At 46.2% G+C, this 20,378-nt stretch carries 10 protein-coding genes; 3 read left to right on the top strand and 7 right to left on the bottom strand.

Annotation, left to right across the window (positions count from 1 at the left end; genetic code table 11):
* Positions 1-299 precede the first annotated feature (299 nt).
* Positions 300-4,361 carry a two-component regulator propeller domain-containing protein gene (locus Q5076_RS02125; protein ID WP_303010580.1) on the bottom strand — a complete coding sequence of 1,354 codons (4,062 nt, stop codon included), beginning with the start codon at positions 4,359-4,361 and terminating at the stop codon, positions 300-302.
* Between the two features lie 297 nt (positions 4,362-4,658).
* Positions 4,659-6,029 carry a TrpB-like pyridoxal phosphate-dependent enzyme gene (locus Q5076_RS02120; protein WP_303010579.1) on the bottom strand — a complete coding sequence of 457 codons (1,371 nt, stop codon included), beginning with the start codon at positions 6,027-6,029 and terminating at the stop codon, positions 4,659-4,661.
* Between the two features lie 135 nt (positions 6,030-6,164).
* Between Q5076_RS02120 and Q5076_RS02115 the strand changes: the two genes are divergently transcribed.
* The 3 genes from Q5076_RS02115 to Q5076_RS02105 are packed head-to-tail and all read left to right on the top strand — an operon-like array spanning position 6,165 to position 9,748.
* A complete protein-coding gene (locus tag Q5076_RS02115; RefSeq protein ID WP_303010578.1) occupies positions 6,165-7,994 on the top strand; it encodes a TrkH family potassium uptake protein in 1,830 nt (609 codons plus the stop codon).
* Positions 7,995-7,998: 4 nt separating this feature from the next.
* A complete protein-coding gene (locus tag Q5076_RS02110) occupies positions 7,999-8,685 on the top strand; it encodes a TrkA family potassium uptake protein (protein ID WP_303010577.1) in 687 nt (228 codons plus the stop codon).
* A 37-nt stretch (positions 8,686-8,722) separates the two neighbouring features.
* Positions 8,723-9,748, top strand: coding sequence for an endonuclease/exonuclease/phosphatase family protein (locus Q5076_RS02105; protein WP_303010576.1), 1,026 nt, complete (start codon positions 8,723-8,725; stop codon positions 9,746-9,748).
* A 575-nt stretch (positions 9,749-10,323) separates the two neighbouring features.
* On the opposite strand, the gene galB is transcribed toward Q5076_RS02105, so the two are convergent.
* The 5 genes from galB to Q5076_RS02080 all read right to left on the bottom strand — a co-directional run bounded on the left by galB (position 10,324) and on the right by Q5076_RS02080 (position 20,365).
* Positions 10,324-12,789: a beta-galactosidase GalB gene (gene galB / locus Q5076_RS02100; protein WP_303010575.1), complete on the bottom strand. Its 2,466-nt coding sequence runs from the start codon at positions 12,787-12,789 to the stop codon at positions 10,324-10,326.
* A gap of 105 nt (positions 12,790-12,894) precedes the next feature.
* Positions 12,895-14,007, bottom strand: coding sequence for a glycosyl hydrolase 53 family protein (locus Q5076_RS02095; RefSeq protein WP_303010574.1), 1,113 nt, complete (start codon positions 14,005-14,007; stop codon positions 12,895-12,897).
* A 12-nt stretch (positions 14,008-14,019) separates the two neighbouring features.
* A complete protein-coding gene (locus tag Q5076_RS02090; protein ID WP_303010573.1) occupies positions 14,020-15,747 on the bottom strand; it encodes a DUF5114 domain-containing protein in 1,728 nt (575 codons plus the stop codon).
* A 25-nt stretch (positions 15,748-15,772) separates the two neighbouring features.
* Positions 15,773-17,371: a RagB/SusD family nutrient uptake outer membrane protein gene (locus Q5076_RS02085; RefSeq protein WP_303010572.1), complete on the bottom strand. Its 1,599-nt coding sequence runs from the start codon at positions 17,369-17,371 to the stop codon at positions 15,773-15,775.
* Positions 17,372-17,389: 18 nt separating this feature from the next.
* Entirely contained in the window at positions 17,390-20,365 is a 2,976-nt protein-coding gene (locus tag Q5076_RS02080) for a TonB-dependent receptor (protein WP_303010571.1), read from the bottom strand.
* Positions 20,366-20,378: the final 13 nt, after the last annotated feature.

Here is a 20,378-nt window from a genome sequence, read left to right as displayed (position 1 = left end):
GATTTACATTCTGATTGAAAACTATCTCTGTGCAAATATATGGAGGAAGGCAGCCTTGCTGCTAATAGTTTTATTGAATAGTATATCAAATTTGTGTAATGATTATGTCCGTCAAGGATGGGAAACCGTGATTTTTCCTTGGAATTTATGTAGAAACGCCATTGCCGGTTGAATACTCCCGGCATTGGCAGGATATAAATAAAATTTGTGTGCGAATATAAATCTTGCCGCCTTCCTGTAATTTTAATGAGAAATTACAGGAAGGCGGCAAAATAAGAACAAGTGTCAGAAATTAGAATTTACCCTTTCGATTTTTTGATATATTCCGTAGGCAGACAGCCGAAATATTTTTTAAAGCTTGTAGCAAAATAAGAGGGAGTGTTAAATCCTACCATCGTACTGACTTCCGCTACCGTGTACCGGCCGTCTTTCAATAGTTTGGACGCCTCGTTAAAACGGATTTTGCGTATAAAGTCGATTGTGGATTCTCCTGTGATAGCCTTCAGTTTTAAATGCAGGTTGGAGCGGCTCATATTCATCTCCCTTGCGAATTCATCCGTAGAAAATTCAATGTTATCCATATTTTTTTCCACAATGGCTACGGCACGTTTGAGTAAAGCTTCATCCATAGCATTGAATGTAATCTTTTCAGGTTCCACTTCCAATGATTTGGAATATCGTTCGAGCATGCGCCTGCGCGTGCGCATCATGTTCTGTATCTTTGCGGTTAAAATGGTAAGGGAAAATGGTTTGGGGATATAATCATCCGCACCCATTTGCAAACCCTCCATCTGGTCTTTCGTTTCCCCTTTGGCAGACAGGATAATTACGGGGATGTGGCAAGTGCGGATATTCTGCTTTACATTCTTACAAAGTTTGATACCGTCCATTACCGGCATCATGATATCGGTTACGATGATATCCACTTCATTATTTTTTAGTTTCTCCAAAGCCTCCTCGCCGTTTCCCGCCTCTAATGTATTGAAGAGTTCCGCCAGTCCGTGGCTCAGATAGTTGCGTATTTCATTGTTGTCTTCTACAATGAGAATCGTTCCCCGTTTCTTGTCTCCGGATTCCGTGACCTCATTTTCCACCTTTTCCGTATCGATGAAATACATCTCTTTGGCATTTGTGGAATATACTTGTTCCTCTTCGTCTTTATTGTCTGCAGAGGCCAGTTCGGAAGATTTGTAAGTGTTTATATCTTGCGGGAGAAAAACAGAGAACGTGCTGCCTTTGCCCTCTTCGCTATCCAGCTCAATACGCCCGTGGTGCAGCTCTACCAGACGTTGTACCAATGAAAGGCCGATACCGCTTCCTACGTGTTCGTTTTCTATCTGGTAAAAGCGTTCGAATATTTTTCCTTGTTTGTTGAGAGGAATTCCTACCCCGGTGTCACTCACTTGCAGTAATAGCCAGTCGTTCTCTATTTTCAGGGTGACAGTGATACTCTGTCCGCTTTCCGTATATTTAAAAGCGTTTGAAAGGAGATTGTTGACAATCAGCTCCAGATAATTCGGGTCGAAAACCACCTCTTTATCTTCCAGTTCGGAGTGAAGAGTATAAGTTATTTTTTTATGGCGTGCCAGCTTGTCGTAGAATAAGAAATTGTCCTGTATCAGTTGGTGTGCGTTTCCCTTTTTGGCTTTCAGTTCGAAGACTCCGAGTTCAGCCCGGCGATAATCCATCAATTGATTAACCAAATGTAAAAGGCGATTGGCGTTACGTTGGATATATTCCAATTGGTTGCGTGTCCAGCGGTCACTGATTTTATTGATGATTTCCTGCAACGGAGCTAGGATTAATGTCAATGGAGTGCGTAGTTCGTGAGATATATTGATGAAGAAACGCATTTTCATCTGGTTGATTTCTTCTTGATGCTCTTTATCCCGGCGTTCCATTTCCAGTTTGGCTTCCATGCTTTTCCGCATCCAGAAAAAGCGGAAAACGAAAGTGATAAAACCGATGAAAGCCGCCAGGAAAAGAGTGATTGCCCACCACGTCTTATACCATACAGGCAATACGGTAATCTTGAGCATCGTGGGAGTCGTATTCCATTTCCCGTCACTGTTGGCAGCCTTTACCAGAAAATGGTAGTCTCCCTGGGGCAGGTTGGAATAAGAGACAGTACGTTTATCAGTCAGGTAATACCATTCTTTATCATACCCTTCCAGTTTGTAGGCGAAAGTATTATGTTGTCCTGAAATGTAATTGGATACCACAAACTCAAGGCTGAATGCGGTTTGCCAGGACTTTAGGACGATACTTTCCGTTTTGCTGATATTTTTAGTCAGAATCCCGGTTTCATCGTCCGGGCGGACATTCTTATTGAATAACTGCAATTTCGTGATGACTACCGGAGGCGTATAAGGATTGTCCAGCAACAATTCCGGGCGGAAAGTCGTGATACCGTTAATACCGCCAAAATACATTTGCCCGGAAGAGGTACGGCAATAAGAAGCCGTATTGAACTGGTTACTCTGCAATCCGTCCGATTCCGTAAAATTACGGAATTTCTCTGTCTCAGGATTAAAGCAAGATATGCCTCGGTTGGTGCTCAGCCAAAGACGTCCGAAAGCATCTTCCAGTATTCCGTAGACGACATTATTAGGTAAACCGTTACTTGTGGTATAACGTTTGATTAACTTCTCCTTTTCATTGAAACAATAAAAGCCTTCGCGTGTCCCTACCCAGATGATGCCGTTCGCAGCTTCGTAAATGCAGTTGGTAAACATTTTTGTGACGGATGACAAGGGGAGAATAGCCGCTTTCTCTATTTCCAATCCCTGTTGCAGAAATACGGATACACCTTCTTCGCCGCCAATCCAAAGACGTTTGCGGGAATCCCGGAATAAAGTGGTGATTCGTTGGGAGGTAAATGGAGTACCGTCTTTTTCTTTCTCTATTGTGGTAAACGTGCGTTTTTCCGGATTAAAGTTGACTAAAGCGCTCAAAGTCCCTAGTAAGAAATTACCTTCCCCGTTAGGGAGGATGGCATATACGTTTTCGTTGACCAATTGGCTGTTGCTTTGATTGAAACTCTCCATCCGTCCGCTATTGCGGTGGAGGACAGTCAGTCCTCCGGCGTGCGTTCCTATGTACACCAATGATTTTTGTTCGTCTACATATACCGCTTTAATATTGTTGGAACCAATCCCTTTCTCCCGTTCCTTTTCATGTAGCGCATAATGCGTGAATAATTGCGTGTTAGGATTATATAAATTCAGACCGCCGTCATTCGTCCCTATCCATAAGTTTTTATTCTTGTCCTCCACGATACAACTTACCACATTGTCACTTAAAGAATTCTTGTATGGGATACGTCTGATGTTTTTAAACCGGTTTCGTATCGGGTGATAATAATTCAATCCCCCGAAGTAAGTACCGAGCCACATGCCCCCTTGCGAATCCATGAATATGCTGCGGACCGAACGCTGCGACAGGCTGCCGCTTTCTACCGGGCTGCTGCTGTATGATATGAAAGAGTCGCTTCCTTCGTGGTAAATGTTCAAATCGTTGAATGTTCCTATCCATAAACGGTTTTGCGAATCCAGCGCCAGTGAGCGGATGTAGTTGGAACTGATACTTTTGGGATTGGAAGGAGAATGAAGATAAGTTTTTATTTCTTTGGTTTTAGGGTTAATCAGGAATAAACCCGAACCTTCCGTCGCCACCCAAATACGGGTTGGAGATTGCTGTAAGATAGCCTGTATTTGTTTGGTATCCAATATCGGAAAAACTTTCTCTAGATTTTTCCGGGAGATGGAATAGCTGTAAAGCCCGTCTGTCGGCGTACCGATATAAATAATATCTCCGTGCCTGTAAAGAGTGGAAGCCACAATGTTGTGCATGGCCGTACTAAAAAAGTCATCCACAAATTTAGAGGCCTTGATATCGAACATCGTCAACCCTTCCTGCGTGCTGACGAGCAACTGTTCCGGAGAAATCTCCGCGATGCCGTTGACCTGTAACCTCTTGCCTTTCTTCTCGTAAATGAAATTATAGAACTTATCCTTTTCTTCATTGTAACAAGACAAACCGTCCCGTGTACCAATCCACACCCTTCCCTGGCTGTCGGTTTTTACAATCCGTGAAATATCGTTGGCGATGCTGTTGGGGTCATCCTCATTGTGTTGATAAACCGTAAATGAATACCCGTCATATTTATTTACCCCGTCATACGTGGCGAACCACATATTGCCCTGTTTGTCCTGGTCGATGGAAAACACGGTGCTTTGTGATAATCCTTCATTGATGGAGATGTAAGAGAAATTAATTTGTTCCGGAACCTCGGAAAAAGCGGAATTAGTTCCTATCGAAAGGAGAAACAGGCAAATAACTATATTTTTAAGGTTGCTCATTATTAGGTTGTAAGATTGGTAATAACGGCATCAAAGATAGTAAAATCTTTTATATGCCCCATAAAATGTCTTAAAAACTATACTGTTTCAGGAGGGATATGTTAGGGTATTTCGTTGTTATTCAGGAAAGTGGAATAACGGGATAAGACAGAAACATACTGATGAAAAGAGGGGGTAAAACAAAGAAATGTGTCAAAAACAAGACTTGCTTCTTCTCCGTCCGGAAATGACGGAACAGGCCGCTAGCCGCATTTCTGACACATCTCTTTGGTTATTGGGTTGATTTGCAATCAAAGCTTATTTCGATAAATCTCCGATTTCGTCCAGATTCTTTTGAATGTCTTTATCCGTCAACGTGTAATTAACCAAATCACCTGCCAAATACTTGTCATAAGAAGCCATATCAATCAATCCGTGTCCGGAAAGATTGAACAGGATAACCTTTTCCTTCCCGGTTTCTTTACAGATATTAGCCTCCCGGATAGTGGCGGCAATGGCATGGCTGGATTCCGGCGCCGGAATAATACCTTCCGCCTGGGCAAACAGGCAGCCGGCCTCGAACGATTCCAGTTGCTGGATATCCACCGCTTCCATCAGTTTGTCTTTAAGCAGTTGCGAAACGATAACGCCTGCACCGTGATAACGGAGGCCTCCTGCATGGATATGGGCCGGAGCGAAATTGTGTCCTAAGGTAAACATCGGAAGCAGCGGAGTATATCCCGCTTCGTCACCGAAGTCATACTGGAATTTGCCGCGCGTCAGTTTCGGGCAAGAAGCCGGTTCGGCAGCTATGAAGCGGGTTTTCTTACCTTCAAGTATGTTGTGGCGCATGAATGGGAAAGAGATGCCGCCGAAGTTGGAACCGCCTCCGAAACAGCCGATTACCATATCCGGGTATTCTCCCGCCATATCCATCTGTTTTTCAGCTTCCAGACCGATAATTGTCTGATGAAGAGTGACATGGCTAAGTACGGAGCCAAGCGTATATTTGCAGTTCGGAGTCATTTTAGCCAATTCGATGGCTTCCGAGATAGCCGTACCTAGTGAGCCTTGATAGGTAGGATGGGCGGTCAGGATATCTTTTCCCGCACGGGTAGACATAGACGGGGAAGGAGTAACCTGTGCGCCGAAAGTCTGCATGATGCTGCGGCGGTAAGGTTTCTGTTCATAACTGATTTTCACCTGGTAAACGGCAGCCTCCAGTCCGAAAACTTTTGCCGCATAAGCGAGAGCGGCTCCCCATTGGCCGGCGCCGGTTTCGGTGGTGACATTGGTAACACCCTCCTTTTTGCAGTAATAAGCCTGCGCCAGGGCGGAGTTGAGCTTGTGAGACCCGATAGGGCTTACGCTCTCATTCTTGAAATAAATATGGGCCGGAGTACCCAATGCTTTTTCCAGTCCGTAAGCGCGTACGAGAGGAGTACTGCGATAATATTTGTACATTTCCCGGACTTCTTCCGGGATTTCAATCCATGCGTCGGTTTGGTTTAATTCCTGATGGCATAATTCTTTTGCGAAAATCGGATACAAATCTTCCGCTTTCAACGCTTGTTTGGTGCCCGGATGCAATGGAGGCATCGGTTTGTTGACCATATCGGCCTGGATGTTGTACCAGTAATGTGGAATCTCTTCTTCCGGTAAAATATACCGTTTTCTTTTGTCACTCATAATATTATTGTGGTTTTTAGTTTTCTGTTGCCAAAAGTAGATAAAATTTTTAATATTCAGATAATTTTGTCAACAAAGAATCGTATTTGATTGTTATTTTCACTAAGTTTGCACGACCCTGTTAAAAAAGATGATATGAAGATTTATCATAAGTTTTTATTGTATCAGAACAAATTGCTGAAACCCTATATACGCATCATATTAGGCCTGTTGGAAGCATTGACTTATTTGGCGTCTTTTGCATTAATTATCGGAGTAATTTATGAACACGGCTTTCCTTTATCGGCGGATGAGACAGCAAAGATACAAGTTCTGTATAAAGCCGTATGGGTGATTTTTCTGATAGACGTGACTCTTCATATTTTATTGGAATACAGGAGTACCAAGAAAAGATACCGGCGTTTGGCCTGGATATTGAGCGGTTTGTTGTATCTCACTTTGATACCGGTCATATTCTATCGCCCGGAAGAAGAAGGAGCCGTCCTGCAATTTTGGGAATTCCTGAATGGAAAATTTTATCATCTTGTATTGTTATTGTTTTTTTCTTTGCTGAATCTCTCAAACGGACTGGTTCGTCTGTTAGGGCGCCGTACCAATCCGTCGTTAATACTGGCTGTGAGTTTTCTTGCCATTATTCTAATCGGTTCCGGATTGCTGATGTTGCCGAGATGTACTGTGGATGGCATCACCTGGGTAGATTCTGTGTTTACGGCTACCAGTGCGGTGTGTGTGACGGGACTGGTGCCTGTGGATGTTTCCTCGACGTTTACCACCGGGGGGCTTGTCGTCATTATCCTGCTGATTCAGGTAGGAGGGCTGGGAGTAATGACATTGACCAGTTTCTTTGCCATGTTCTTTATGGGAAATACCTCCCTCTATAACCAGTTGGTGGTGCGTGATATGGTAAGTTCCAATTCATTGGGCTCTTTATTGTCTACCTTGTTGTATATTCTGGGGTTTACCTTGGTTATTGAAGGTATCGGCATGGTCTCTATCTGGTTCAGCATTCACGGCACACTGGGGATGACTTTAGAAGAAGAATTGGCATTTTCCGTGTTTCATTCGATTTCCGCTTTCTGTAATGCCGGTTTTTCCACGCTTCCCGGCAATTTGGGAAACCCGTTGGTGATGTCTAATCATAACTGGCTGTTTATTTCCGTTTCTTTACTCATAATTCTGGGAGGCATCGGTTTTCCGATTCTGGTTAATTTTAAAGACATTGTATTGTATCATTTGAGCCGTTTCTGGAAATTTGCCTGTACCCGTAAACTGGAGAGGCATAAGAAACAGCATCTTTATAATCTGAATACGAAGATTGTGCTGATTATGACTTTTCTGCTTCTGCTAATCGGCACGCTGTCGATTGCCGTTTTTGAGTGGAACGCTTCATTTGCCGGTATGCCCGTCGCGGATAAGCTGACACAGGCCTTTTTCAATGCGAGCTGTCCGCGGACGGCAGGTTTCACCAGTGTTGACCTGACCTCTTTGAGCGTACAGACTTTATTGGTTTACCTGATGCTGATGTGGATTGGCGGCGGCGCCCAGTCAACGGCAGGCGGTGTCAAGGTAAACGCTTTTGCGGTAGTGGTGCTGAACCTGGTAGCTGTGCTGCGCGGTTCGGAACGGGTGGAAGTGCTCGGCAGGGAACTGTCCCATGATTCCATCCGGCGTTCTAATGCGACAGTCGTCATGTCCTTGGGTGTCTTGTTTCTCTTTGTCTTCCTATTGAGCATATTGGAACCGGAAGCCTCCTTGATGGCATTGACCTTTGAATGCGTGTCGGCGCTCAGCACGGTAGGTTCAAGCCTGAACCTGACACCGAGTTTGTGCGATACGAGCAAATTGCTGGTGGCATTGTTGATGTTCATCGGACGTGTGGGGTTGATAACATTGATGTTGGGAATTGTCAAGCAGAAAAAGAATACCAAATACCGTTATCCGAGTGATGACATTATTATAAATTAAAGATATGAAATACATTATTATCGGTTTGGGAAATTACGGCCGTGTGTTGGCTGAAGAATTGTCGGCGTTGGGACACGAAGTCATTGGCGCGGATATTTGCGAAAGCCGCGTAGATAGCATCAAAGATAAAGTCGCCACGGCATTCGTGATTGATGCGACGGACGGACAGGCCTTGTCCGTGCTTCCGCTGAATAGCGTGGATGTGGTGATTGTGGCTATCGGGGAGAATTTTGGCGCGTCCGTGCGTGTAGTAGCCCTGCTGAAACAGAAAAAGGTCTCCCATATTTATGCCCGTGCGATAGACAGGGTACATAAAGCAGTGCTTGAAGCGTTTAACCTGGATAAAATATTGACACCGGAAGAAGATGCGGCCCGTAATCTGGTGCAACTTCTTGATTTCGGGACAAACATGGAAGCTTTTTCCGTCGATTCGGAATATTATGTCGTGAAGTTTACGGTCCCGAAAAAGTTTATAGGATATTTTGTAAATGAACTGAATCTGGATGAAGAGTTCAACCTGAAATTGATAGGACTGAAACGGGCGGATAAGGTAACCAACTGTTTGGGAATTTCCCTGATGGAAGCTCATGTGAAGAATGAACTTCCGGAGAACGAGAAAGTACGGGAAGGAGATGAACTGGTGTGCTATGGCACCTATCGTGATTTTCAGGCTTTCTGGAAAGCGATTTGATTTTCAACCAAATAAATATGAACGTATGAAAAATGCTATGAAAAGATTACTGTTACCGGTTTTACTATTGTGCGTCTCCCTTTTCGCCAAAGGGCAGAAAGGGAATGAATTTACAGTGTTGCAATGGAACGTATGGCAGGAAGGTACGATGATACCGGGTGGATACGAAGCCATCATCAATGAGATTGTCCGTTTGAAACCTGATTTTGTGACTTTCAGTGAAGTGAGAAATTACAATAAAACGAATTTTACGGCGCGTGTCTGCACCTCTCTCCAGGAAAAAGGATTAAAATACTATTCTTTTTACAGTTATGATACCGGTTTGCTTTCCAAACACCCTATCACGGATTCTTTGACGGTGTTTCCGGAAAAGAATGACCACGGAAGCGTTTACCGGTTGACAAGTACGGTTAACGGATGCAAGGTGGCGGTATATACGGCACATCTGGATTATCTGGACTGTGCATATTATGATGCCCGCGGGTATGACGGCTCGACGTGGAAAGAAATTCCATTGCCCGGTTCTGTAGACGAGATTCTGAAACGGAATGTGGCTTCCCAGCGGGATGATGCAATCCGTATATTGATTGCCCAGGCTGAGAAAGATTTGAAAAACGGTTATCAGGTGATTGTAGGGGGAGATTTTAATGAACCCTCCCATCGTGACTGGATAGAAGAGAACAAAGACCTCTACGACCATAACGGGTTTGTCGTTCCTTGGACTGTAACCACCTTATTGGAAGAAGCGGGTTTTGTTGACAGCTACCGCAAAATCCATCCCAATCCTTTGACACATCCGGGATTTACATACCCTTCGGACAATCCGGCAAAAGTTCCGGAAAAAATCACATGGGCCCCTAAAGCGGACGAACGGGACCGGATAGACTTTATCTTCTATAAAGGACCGGGACTGAATGCGAGAGATGCCGTTTTGTTCGGTCCGCAAGAATCCATTGTCCGTTCCCGGCGTGTCAAAGAAACATCGGAAGACAAGTTTATACTGCCGCTTGACGTATGGCCGACAGACCATAAAGGATTGTTGGTGACATTTGCCTGTGACTGATTTCTCGGTAAAAAAATGAAGGTTATCCGGTTTCAGGAAAAAGTAACCTTGATATATAACAAAGGATATTCGGTAGATTCCGCATTTTTTTAATTTGGTGAAAGAGGTGTGTCGAAATTCAATTTTAGAGGAAATGAACTTTTCATCTGAAACCTGGCACTCTTCATCTGAAATCCGACACTCTTCACCGGCAATAAAAATAGCCGTATCATTACTCAAAATGAAGTGCACCTCAAAAGTTAGACACAAAACTTTTGGGGTGCACTTCAAAAATAGAGTTGATACGGCTATTTTTATATTTATCAGTCAGAATCTGTAACTGTTCCGAGTGTTCATCTTAGTTTTGACACTCCCTTCATTTTTAGTTTATGAATATCCCTATAGAACAGGCAAGTTGGAAAACAATAAAGGGCTGTCCGGCCGAACTGCACTCCAAAAGTGGTATATCTGACTTTTAGGATTCGTTTCAAAGGTCGGACAGCCCCGTTTTTTAAGTCTCAATCTGTGATATATCCGATTCCCATGTTGAGCCTCTTTCCGTCTGCATCCATTCTTGTGGATGTTCCGTTCTTTTCTTAATGGTTCTGTTTTTGAATGGCCTGGAGACTGATATTGCCGGCTTTCACTCCGCCGGCTTTAGCGGTCAGCGTGATTTCCCCGGCGGTCTCCCCGGCCTGTATGATGGCTGTCAGCATTCCGTTGAAGGCATGCATTCGGGGGAGATGGAACAGTTCGAGGTTCGTAGGGTCGCCATTGGCGGTTGCACGGAACTTTCCGCTTCCCTTAACGGAGAATTTGACAAGCCGGCTGTCGGTAGGGCAGAGGTTGCCGTCTTTATCAACGACCTTTACCGTGACGTAAGCCAGGTCTTTTCCGTCGGCAGCCAGTTCGTTACGGTTGGCGGACAGCTCGATGTGGTGGGGCTTTCCCGCCGTGCGGACCACTTTTTCCGCTACGGCTTTTCCGTCCTTGTTGTAAGCCACGACCTTCACTTCGCCCGGTTCATATACGGCATCCATCCACATCAGCCGATACCTGCTTTTCAGGGAACTGTTGTTTTTGCTTTGTTTACCGTAACTCTTTCCATTGATAAACAGTTCGGCGGCAGGATAACTGGTATATACGAATACCGGGGTGATTTTGCCTTCGCGTCCCGGCCATGTCCAATGGGGAAGGATATGCAAGGTTTCCTCATTCTTGTTCCATATACTGCGGTAGAGGTAATAACGGTCCTTGGGCAAACTTGCAAGGTCGATGATACCGAACATGGAACTATGGTTGGGCCATGAGTTTGTGTCGTATGGCGAAGGTTCGCCCAGATAGTCGAATCCTGTCCATACGAATTGTCCGATAGTCCAGTGGTTGTCGTCGGCCAGCGCGAAATCTTCATCGGGGATATTCGACCAGGGGCACGCTTCCACATCATAAGACGAACATTGGTGGTCTTCGTATGTGGCGCCTTTTTTATCCTCAACCGGGAATTTATATACGCCTCTTGAGCTGACGGTAGAAGCCGTTTCGCTGCCTAGAATCAGATTTTGAGGAAGCTGTTCGTAAGCTTCTTTGTAGCGGTGGGTACGGTAGTTGAGCCCCGGTATGTCAATCATGGCGGCAAATCCGTTGGCGAGTACGCAGCTAACCTGGTCCATTCCGCAAGTGACAGGTCGGGTCGGGTCTTCACGGTGGCAAATGTCTTGCAGGAACTTGGCAACCTTGTATCCTTCCGGGTTGCATTGGGTCGGCACTTCATTGCCGATACTCCACATCACTACGCAAGGATTGTTCCGGTAGTTGTGGAGCATGTTCACCATGTCGCGTTCCGCCCATTCTTTGAAATAACGGTGATATCCGTTTTCACATTTGGCGATGTCCCATTCGTCAAACGGCTCAATCATCATCATGAATCCCATTTCGTCACATAAAGCGACAAGTTCGGGCGTCGGCATGTTGTGGGCGGTACGAATGGCGTCGCATCCCATATCTTTCAGAAGGGTGAGCTGATGGCGGAGTGCGGCAACATTGATAGCCGCTCCCAATGGCCCTAAGTCATGATGGTTGCATACCCCTTGGAATTTGCGGTGTTTCCCGTTCAGGTAGAAACCTTTATCCGCTATGTATTCAATACTGCGGATACCGAAGCGGGTTGTATAGGTATCTACCAGTTTGTTGTCTGCATAGATTTTGGAAATAGCCTTATAAAGCGACGGGCTTTCCGGCGACCAGAGCTTCGGGGCATTCACGATAAAGTTTTGTTCGAACGGTTGTCCGTGGTTGATGCGGCCGGTATTTTCTTTACGGGCAACGACTGTTCCGTCCGGAGAAAGAATTTCCGTTTCCATACGGATTTGTGTCTTTTCACCCGCATTGTTTATCTTCGTCTGGAGACGTACGGCGGCAAATTCCTCGCTTACGTGCGGAGTCGTGAGGTTTGTGCCCCATACGGGTACGTGTATTTTATCGGTAACGATTAAATGTACGTTGCGGTATAAGCCTGCTCCCGGATACCAGCGTGAAGATTGCGGCCTGTTTTCCAAACGCACGGCCAAAATGTTGTTTTTACCGTCTTTGTTCAATAAAGAAGTGACATTGCAATGGAAAGAATTGTATCCGAAAGGCCAGAAACAAGCCTCTTTACCATTTACGTAGACACGGGCTTCGCTCATGGCGCCGTCAAAAAGAAGAGTCGCTTCCTTGCCGGAAGGAACGTCAAAACTGGTACGATACCATCCTGTCCCTACGTAAGGGAGCCCTCCGGTACGTCCTGTCTTTAAAGACGCTTTGTTCTCGAAATTCTGTGTGACAGCCACATTCTGAAGGTCGTTGTTTACGTCAAAGGGACCGAAGATAGCCCAGTCATGAGGGATAACGACTGATTCCCATTCACTGTCATTAAATTCGGGCCGGCTGGCTTCATTGAAATCTCCTTTACTGAATTTCCAGTTCTTTTCGAGCACTGTTTCGCTGCGTTGCGCCTGCAATAGGGTACAGGCTGTGCTCATCAGTAATACAGCCAATAACTTTTTGGGGTGTTTCATATTCATATTGGTTTTCAGGTATATAATAATGTTGAGATTAATAAAGTCAGTTCCCGGCGCCGGACATATGGCCAACGCCGGGATAAAGGTATAAAAAAGGATTTAAAAATCTCATCTTTTGAAGGCATTAAATGAGGCGGTAGGCTTACCGCTGTCATCAAACATTCCCTTATGATAACTTTTCCAGCCTCCGTAACTTTGCGGTTCCCACGCGAAAACGCCGGGACATATGTTCGTTCCCAGTTCCTTAGCTTTGGTTATGAAATCTGTATAAAAAGATTCCGCATTTTCGTTGTTCCATGTCATACCGATTTCACACATCATGACAGGCGTCTTGAACTCCTCGTAAAGAGCTTTCATGTTTGTGATGCAGTCAGTGTTCATCTGCCGCCAGTCGTCCGGTTCGAATGTTTCATCGCCCTGTTCGTCGGCTTCCATTTTAGGATAGAGAGACATGCCGATAATATCCCATTTGGCATTATTCTCTTTCAGTCCTTTAAAGATTTTATTGTATAGCCAGGCTTCATTTCCCTGGTCCAGGTGGACAATGACTTTGGCATCGGGATAAACCTCTTTCACCGCATCATATCCGGCATTAACCATTTGCGCGAAGTTTTCCATTCCGCCTTCCTGGTTTGTATCTCCTTCGGGGAACAGCATTCCGTGATGCGTTTCATTGCCTACTTGCACCCATTCCACGTCAATATCTTTTTCTTTTAACGCGCTGAGAACGTCTTTGGTATGATTCTCGATGTCGCCCAACAACTGTTCTACCGTATGATTTTCCCATGCTTTGGGTTTATACTGTTTACCGGGGTCTGCCCAGGCATCGCTGTAATGGAAATCTATCATGATGCGATATCCTAAATTGTGTGCCCTCCATGCTTTGAGTACGACATCTTCCTTATCGCACCAGCCGTAAACATTGTCTTTTTCCGTCGGATTTTCCGGGTTCACCCATACGCGCAGCCGGATGGCATTCATGCCTAGTTCCCTCAGCAATGTCATGCATTCCTGTTCTTGTCCTTTGGCATTGTAAAATTTGTAACCGCTGTTTTCCATTTCAGTTAGCCAACTGACATCTGCCCCGCGGACAAATCCGGACATGTCGTAAGCCGTTTGTGTCTTTTCCGGAAAAACCGGATTGTCATTATCGTCGCAGGCAGTGAAGAAAGCTCCGCACAATAGTGCGGAAGCCATCAGCATATGTTTAAACTGTTTCATAATCATTATAAGTTATTTATTATTAAGAGTGTAAGTACCGCCGATAAGGTCTGCCGTAATCTCGTATGTCCCGGCAGCTACAGGTTTGATGCCATCTTGGGCATTGTAGTACAATTCTCCGTCATATCCGCCGAAAGAACCGTCCCAGTCATTGATTACGAATTTTATTCCCCAGTCAGTGTCTTTGTCCAGGGTTATGGTTCCGGAATAAACGCCGGTCGTGTTTGTCGCTTCCAGGCTGACTAAGCTGTTGTCGCCTTCGATACCTAGATAACAGGATATTTTTTCTACTGCCATCGTTTCATAGGTCAGTCCGGACAATGAGACCTTGATTAAATAAAGTCCGGCTGCCGGGGCGGGAATGTTGTTATCATTATTTTCAGCAACCAGTTTTCCGGAGGCGGCATCCCCTTCACCGCTCCATCTGTAGAGCCGGGTTTCATCCCAATAGTCGACTGTCGTGATGGCATATCCCCCTTCGGAATCGACGTTTATGATACCGGCATACTGTTTCTTGCTCTCATCGTATCTTTTTATTTTATCTGTGTACGGGGCGTTCCAATCGGCGGCGGAAATTCCCGGCAAATAGATATATTCTCCTTCTTCCGGCTCAGGTTCCGGTTCTTCGGCGCCTTCTATGATTTCTACTTTCCAGGCATTGACCGTATTCAAATCGACGATTAGCGTGCATTCTCCGGCTTTGGGTATTTTTACGGATATGCTGCCGCCGGTGGCGTTCGTGCCGGTAACGAATGTCAGGTTCGTGGCCGGGCCGTTAAATGCGAACGGAGTGTCTTTGGCCTTGGTGTCGTCAATGGCATTTTCAGAACCGCTGACACAAGTGTTGTCATACAATTTGCCGGTTCCGTTTATCAGGATGTTTATTGTCTCTTCGGCGTCTGCCGTGAATGTCCCTTTCCATTGATGGTCTTTCTTGTCATACGTCATTGTCAGATTCTCAATGCCGCTGATACTCAACTCCGGCAGGAGCAATGCCGTCCATTGTTTTTTCTGCGTATCGGCATTCACGAAATAGCATCCGGGCTTTCCGGGGAACCAGGAATTCCAGTTTCCTTCAGTCGTAATCAGGAACGGGGAATTCTCTACCGTGTACCAGATTGTGCCGTCCGCTTCTTCCAAATAGAAATTATCCCATCCCAGAGGAGCTTCGACGAAACCTTGGTAAACTCCGTCGGCATTGGCCGAATAAACCTGGGTGTTTTCTACGGGTTTCTCGCCGGCGCCTACGATATCGGCGTAATGCATGTCAATTGAATAGGGGGTTACCGTCACTTTTACCACATTGCTGTAAACCGCATCCGTATTGCTTCCGTTTCTTGTAGCTAACCGGAAGTAGAGCGAAACAGGTTCGGCATCGGTTACCCCCAGCCGGTGTACGATGATATTCAGTTCGGACACCGTATAACTTTTGGAAAGCCCGCTTTCCACGCTTTCTTCCGTCGCTCCGGAAAAATCTTCTGTAAGAGACACTTGTATGGAGGTCTCCACGCCTGTAGTCGGTTCATAGCGCGCATCGCTTATTTGCAAGGTTTGTTCCGTCCATGCGAGTGACATGGCGTAGAGTTTGGCTGCTTCCTCTTTTAATACGACGGCTTCTGTAGAAGCTATCAGTTCATTTTCTTCCGGGGTTGAAAGGAAGAACTTATCTCCGTCTTTTTCGCATGCCCCCGATAAAAGGAGGACAGCGAAAAGGATTAACAGGTTGCTTATATTTTTCATATCGTTATTCCGTATATGTGCGTAATTAATAATTTTCGTTGTATAAATTCGGATTGGCAGTCAGTTCCGTAGACGGAATGGGGTAGATGTTATATTTGTCGTCTACTTTCGCGCCTTCCTTTACTCCGCCTTTCCATTGCCATTTGTAGGTGTCGGTGGTAAACAGCCCGAAACGGATTAAGTCTGTGCGGCGGTGTCCTTCCCAGTAAAGCTCGCGGGCGCGTTCTTTCAAAATAAAGTCTTCGGTGATGTCATACTCGGTTAGCTCATGTTCATTGTTTCCGTATGCCCTTTGTTGCAGTTCGTTGATATAGGGCGTTACTTCCGCCATTGTCGCTCCCGTTCCTCCGCGCACAACCGCTTCTGCCAGCATTAAATAAACGTCTGCCAGACGGAAAAGAGGATAGTCCGTATTTACTCCGCCGTCTGCCGTGTTGGAGGCTGTTTCGCCGGCATCTGTCAGATTGGTCCATTTAGTAACGAAATAACCGTTGGACTGGTCGTCTATCTGGTCCAGGTATTGAGTCTGTCCCTCAGTGAAGAACATATACCGTTTGTCCAGGCTTTCCACATTCGTGAACAAAGCCGGTATTTCGCCCCGTACACGGAACATTCCCCATCCGCTTTTTACTCCGTAATCTTCCGGTTTCTGTTTTTCGGAGGTATTGCTGACCGCCCCGCAGACAATGTAAGTGGAAGAACCCCATGACACGGTTGTCGTGGCATCTACCGGTAATGTGAAGATAATCTCATTAGTGCGCAGATGGTTGTCGGCATTGAACAGTTTGTAATAGTCGTTTTCCAATGAGTATCCCTGTGCGATGACATTCTTGCAAGCAGTGATGCATTCCGTATATTTCGGGATGTCTATATAGACCTCCGCATTCAGGTATAGTTTGGCTTGCAGCGTGTAAGCGGCTCCTAGTGTAGCGCGTCCGTACATGTCGCTTCCTTGGGGTGACAGGCAGTTGTCGGCATCGTTTGTGTTGACGATGGCGTTCAGTTCGCTTTCAATATATTCGAAAGCCTGTTTAGCCGTATAGCGTGGAGGCAGGTAACCCACCAACGGGTCGTTTTCCGTTACGAACGGGATGTTGCGGAATAAGTCGAGCGCATGATAGTAGAATAAGGCGCGCATGAATCGGGCCTCTGCGCGATAGGTACGGATTGTTTTCCGGTCTTCTTCCGAAAATTCATTGAGCTTGTCGTCCGTGGCATTGCGCAAGAATTCGTTGCATAATGCGATATTGTAGTAAATGCGGTAGTACATGTCTGATACCCAGGGGTCGTTGGCATCCCAGCTCAGGTACGTCAAGTCAGCCACGTTGTCGCCGGACAGCCAGGTGGAGGCTACTTCGTCCGTCCCGCATTCCTGTAAGTTGAAGAAACAGCGTATGTAGTCCTGTCCGCTGTTGCTGCTTAAATCGGGATTGCCGCCTTTTTCCTGTCCGGTGGTTACCATAGCGGCGTATATTTTTCCTAAAACGGCTCTGTAGTTAGTTACATTCGTATATATGCTGGAAGATGTTTCGTCTTCGTGCGGGTATTGGTCTAAGTCGCCTATGCAGGATGACAGCAGCAGTGCGCTGCAAAAATAGAAGACCGTATAAAATATCTTTTTCATAACCGATGTTTTTTATAATTAGAAATTAAGACCGATGTTGAGAGAGAAAGTGCGCGGGCGGGGATAGAATGAGTTGTCCACTCCGTTAGGCACTTCCGGGTCTACACCGCTGTATTTGGTAATGCAGAACACATTCTGGACCATTGCGCTGACGTTCAGGTTACATCCCTTATAGATTTCACCGAAATTATAACCCAATGACAGGTTGTCCATTTTCAGGAAAGAGGCATTCTCCACATAATAGTCGGACAGATATTGCCGTGATTCGAATCCTGTTTCCAGATAGCTTCTGGAAAGGTTGTTCAGTTGGTAGGAATTATAGCTGACCGTTTCCCAGGCGCCGGTATTCATTGCCATGGCATTATATACATAGTTGCCTATGTTGGCGCGCAGGCTGGTGCTTAGGGTCCAATTCTTATAACGCAGTGAAGTGCTGAAACCTAAAATATAATCCGGGGCGGGAGAATGATAGCGGTACAAGTCATTTGAGTTGATTTGCCCGTCTCCGTCGATATCCACATAAGCGCCTTCTATCGGTTTACCGGTTTTCTCGTCATATAATTGATGATAAACGTAGAACATGTAAGGAGCATATCCTTCGCTCAGAGTTTGTACCTGATAACTGTCGATGTACGGGCCCACGGCTGTGTTGGTTGCCGGAGTGCCGGGAGTCAGCGACAGGTTTTTCACTTTCATTTTCTGCCATGTCATGTTGAAACTTAAATCCCAGTTCCAATTTTCGGTCTGGATTGGTGTCGCGTTGATGCTGAATTCCACTCCCTGGCTGTCTACGTTTCCTACATTGGTCGTAATGTTACGGTCAAACGTAGTGCCGGCAGCGGCGGGGACAGTGGCGATTAGGTCTTTGGTCCGGCGGGTGTAATAGTCGAAGCTTCCGGTAATGCGGTCTTCAAGAAAACCAAAATCGAAACCTACGTTCCATGAAGTGGTTGTTTCCCATTTCAGGTTGGGAACATAGGCGGAAGGACGGTAAGTCGCTGTCGGAGTCCCTCCGATAAGAGAGTAAGCACCGTTCTGGCTGATGGTGTAGATCGGCAGGTAGTTGTAGTTCCCGATGCCGTCCTGCTGGCCCGTGACGCCATAGCTCGCGCGGAGCTTTAACGTGCTCAGTATTTTATTCTCTTTCAGGAAAGATTCTTCCGTCACTCTCCAGCCCAGGGCTATTGACGGGAAAGTACCCCAACGCACGTTCTTTGCAAAACGGGAAGTTGCGTCGCGGCGTATGGTAGTCGTCAGCATATACCGTGAATCGAACGAGTAATTCAGACGTCCGTAGTAGGAAAGCAATACGTGGCGTTCGTCGGACGCTTTGGAAGTGCTTTGAATCTCTCCGAGAGCGTTCATCTGGTTGTAGAGCGGCGAGGTTGATTTCCAATATTGGTAATCGTATCCCGCTGTCACGTCGAAACTGCTCTTGATGGATTCTACCGTTTTGTTGTAGTTGGCATACAAAGTCAACAGGCGGTTCACCTTTTTCTGCGGCCCGTACGTATAATCCAGTCCGGAAGTCGTGTAGTTCTGTGCCGCTTCCGCCGGAACATATACGCTGCCTTTACCTTGCGCGTAATCGTATCCCAGCGTGGCGTGCAGTTTTAATTCCGGCAGGAAATGGAAACGGTAGTCGGCGTCGATGTTTCCGATGAAACGTTTGACCGTACTGTGCGAGTCGTTCATTCGGAGCAGGCCGACCGGATTCATGACGGCCCCGTTGACCGGTAAACCGGTGTTGTCGATAGCTTCCGTATATCCGCCGAATGTGTCGAGCTCGGAATATACCGGAACGGTCGGATTCATTGTCGATGCTGCCCAGATGGCGCTTGTGTTGGCAAACCTGTTCTTATTGACGGAGCCTTTGGCATTGATGTTTAATTTCAGGTGGTCGTCAAAGAAAGAGGGGTTTACCGTGATGCTTCCCGTATAGCGTTCCGCATTGTCGGTACGCAACAGTCCGTTCTGGTTATAGTAACCGACGGAAGCCCGGAACGGCAGGTTCTCAGTGATTTTTCCGGAGACGCTCAGGCTGTTGTCCGTGCCGAAGGCATTTTGATAAATTTCATCATTCCAGTCTGTACGTGCGGTTCCGAGCAACGCTTGTTGGGCGTCCGTGCCGTGACTTTGGATTGTATTGACGAATTCGTTGTAACTCAGCATGTCTGCCAGTTTGGTACGTGTCTGGACGGAGTTCGTAGTGCTGAACGTGAACTTGAGTTTATCGGAAGTCCCTTTTTTAGTCGTGATGAGAATAACGCCGTTGGATGCGCGCGAACCGTAAATGGCAGTTGAGGATGCATCTTTCAGGATAGTCATGCTTTCGATATCGTTCGGATTGATGAGGCTGAGAAAGTTACCGTCGTTACCGCTGATACCTCCCTGTTCCAGGGGGACGCCGTCCAACACAATCAACGGGTCGTTGCTGGCGTTCAGAGACGCGCCGCCGCGTACGCGAATCGTACTGCCGGAAGTCGGCGAACCGCTGTTGGACATAATCTGCACGCCGGATATTTTTCCGTTAATCAGTTGTTCGGGAGAACTTACCAATCCCATGTTGAAGTCTTTACTGCTGACATTTGTCACCGAACCGGTCAGGTCGCTTTTACGTTGCGTACCGTATCCGATGACTACCACGTCGCTTAGCACTTGGGAGTCGCTTTTCATCTGCACATTCAATACCGTGCCGTTGGAAGGGACGGGAATGGTTTGGGTTTCATATCCTACGTAAGAGAATTGGAGCTCTTTATTGCCTTGTGGCACGTTCAGCGTGTAATTGCCGTCAAAGTCGGTAATCGTACCGATGGAAGTACCCACAATGAGGATGCTTACTCCAATCATCGGTTCTTTGTTTTCATCAATCACTTGTCCGGTGATTTTCTTGCCTCCTTGTTGGGCGAAGGCAGGAATGAGGCCTCCCAAAAGGGCTGTACACCATAAGAAAAGTACAGCAAGATGGCGTAGATTTAAGATATTCCTATTCATAATTAATTGTGTT

The sequence above is a fragment of the uncultured Bacteroides sp. genome, assembly GCF_958445495.1.
Taxonomy (GTDB): Bacteria; Bacteroidota; Bacteroidia; order Bacteroidales; family Bacteroidaceae; genus Bacteroides.
Note: the sequence above shows the minus strand (reverse complement) of the source record. Positions and strands in the feature narration are given on the sequence as shown.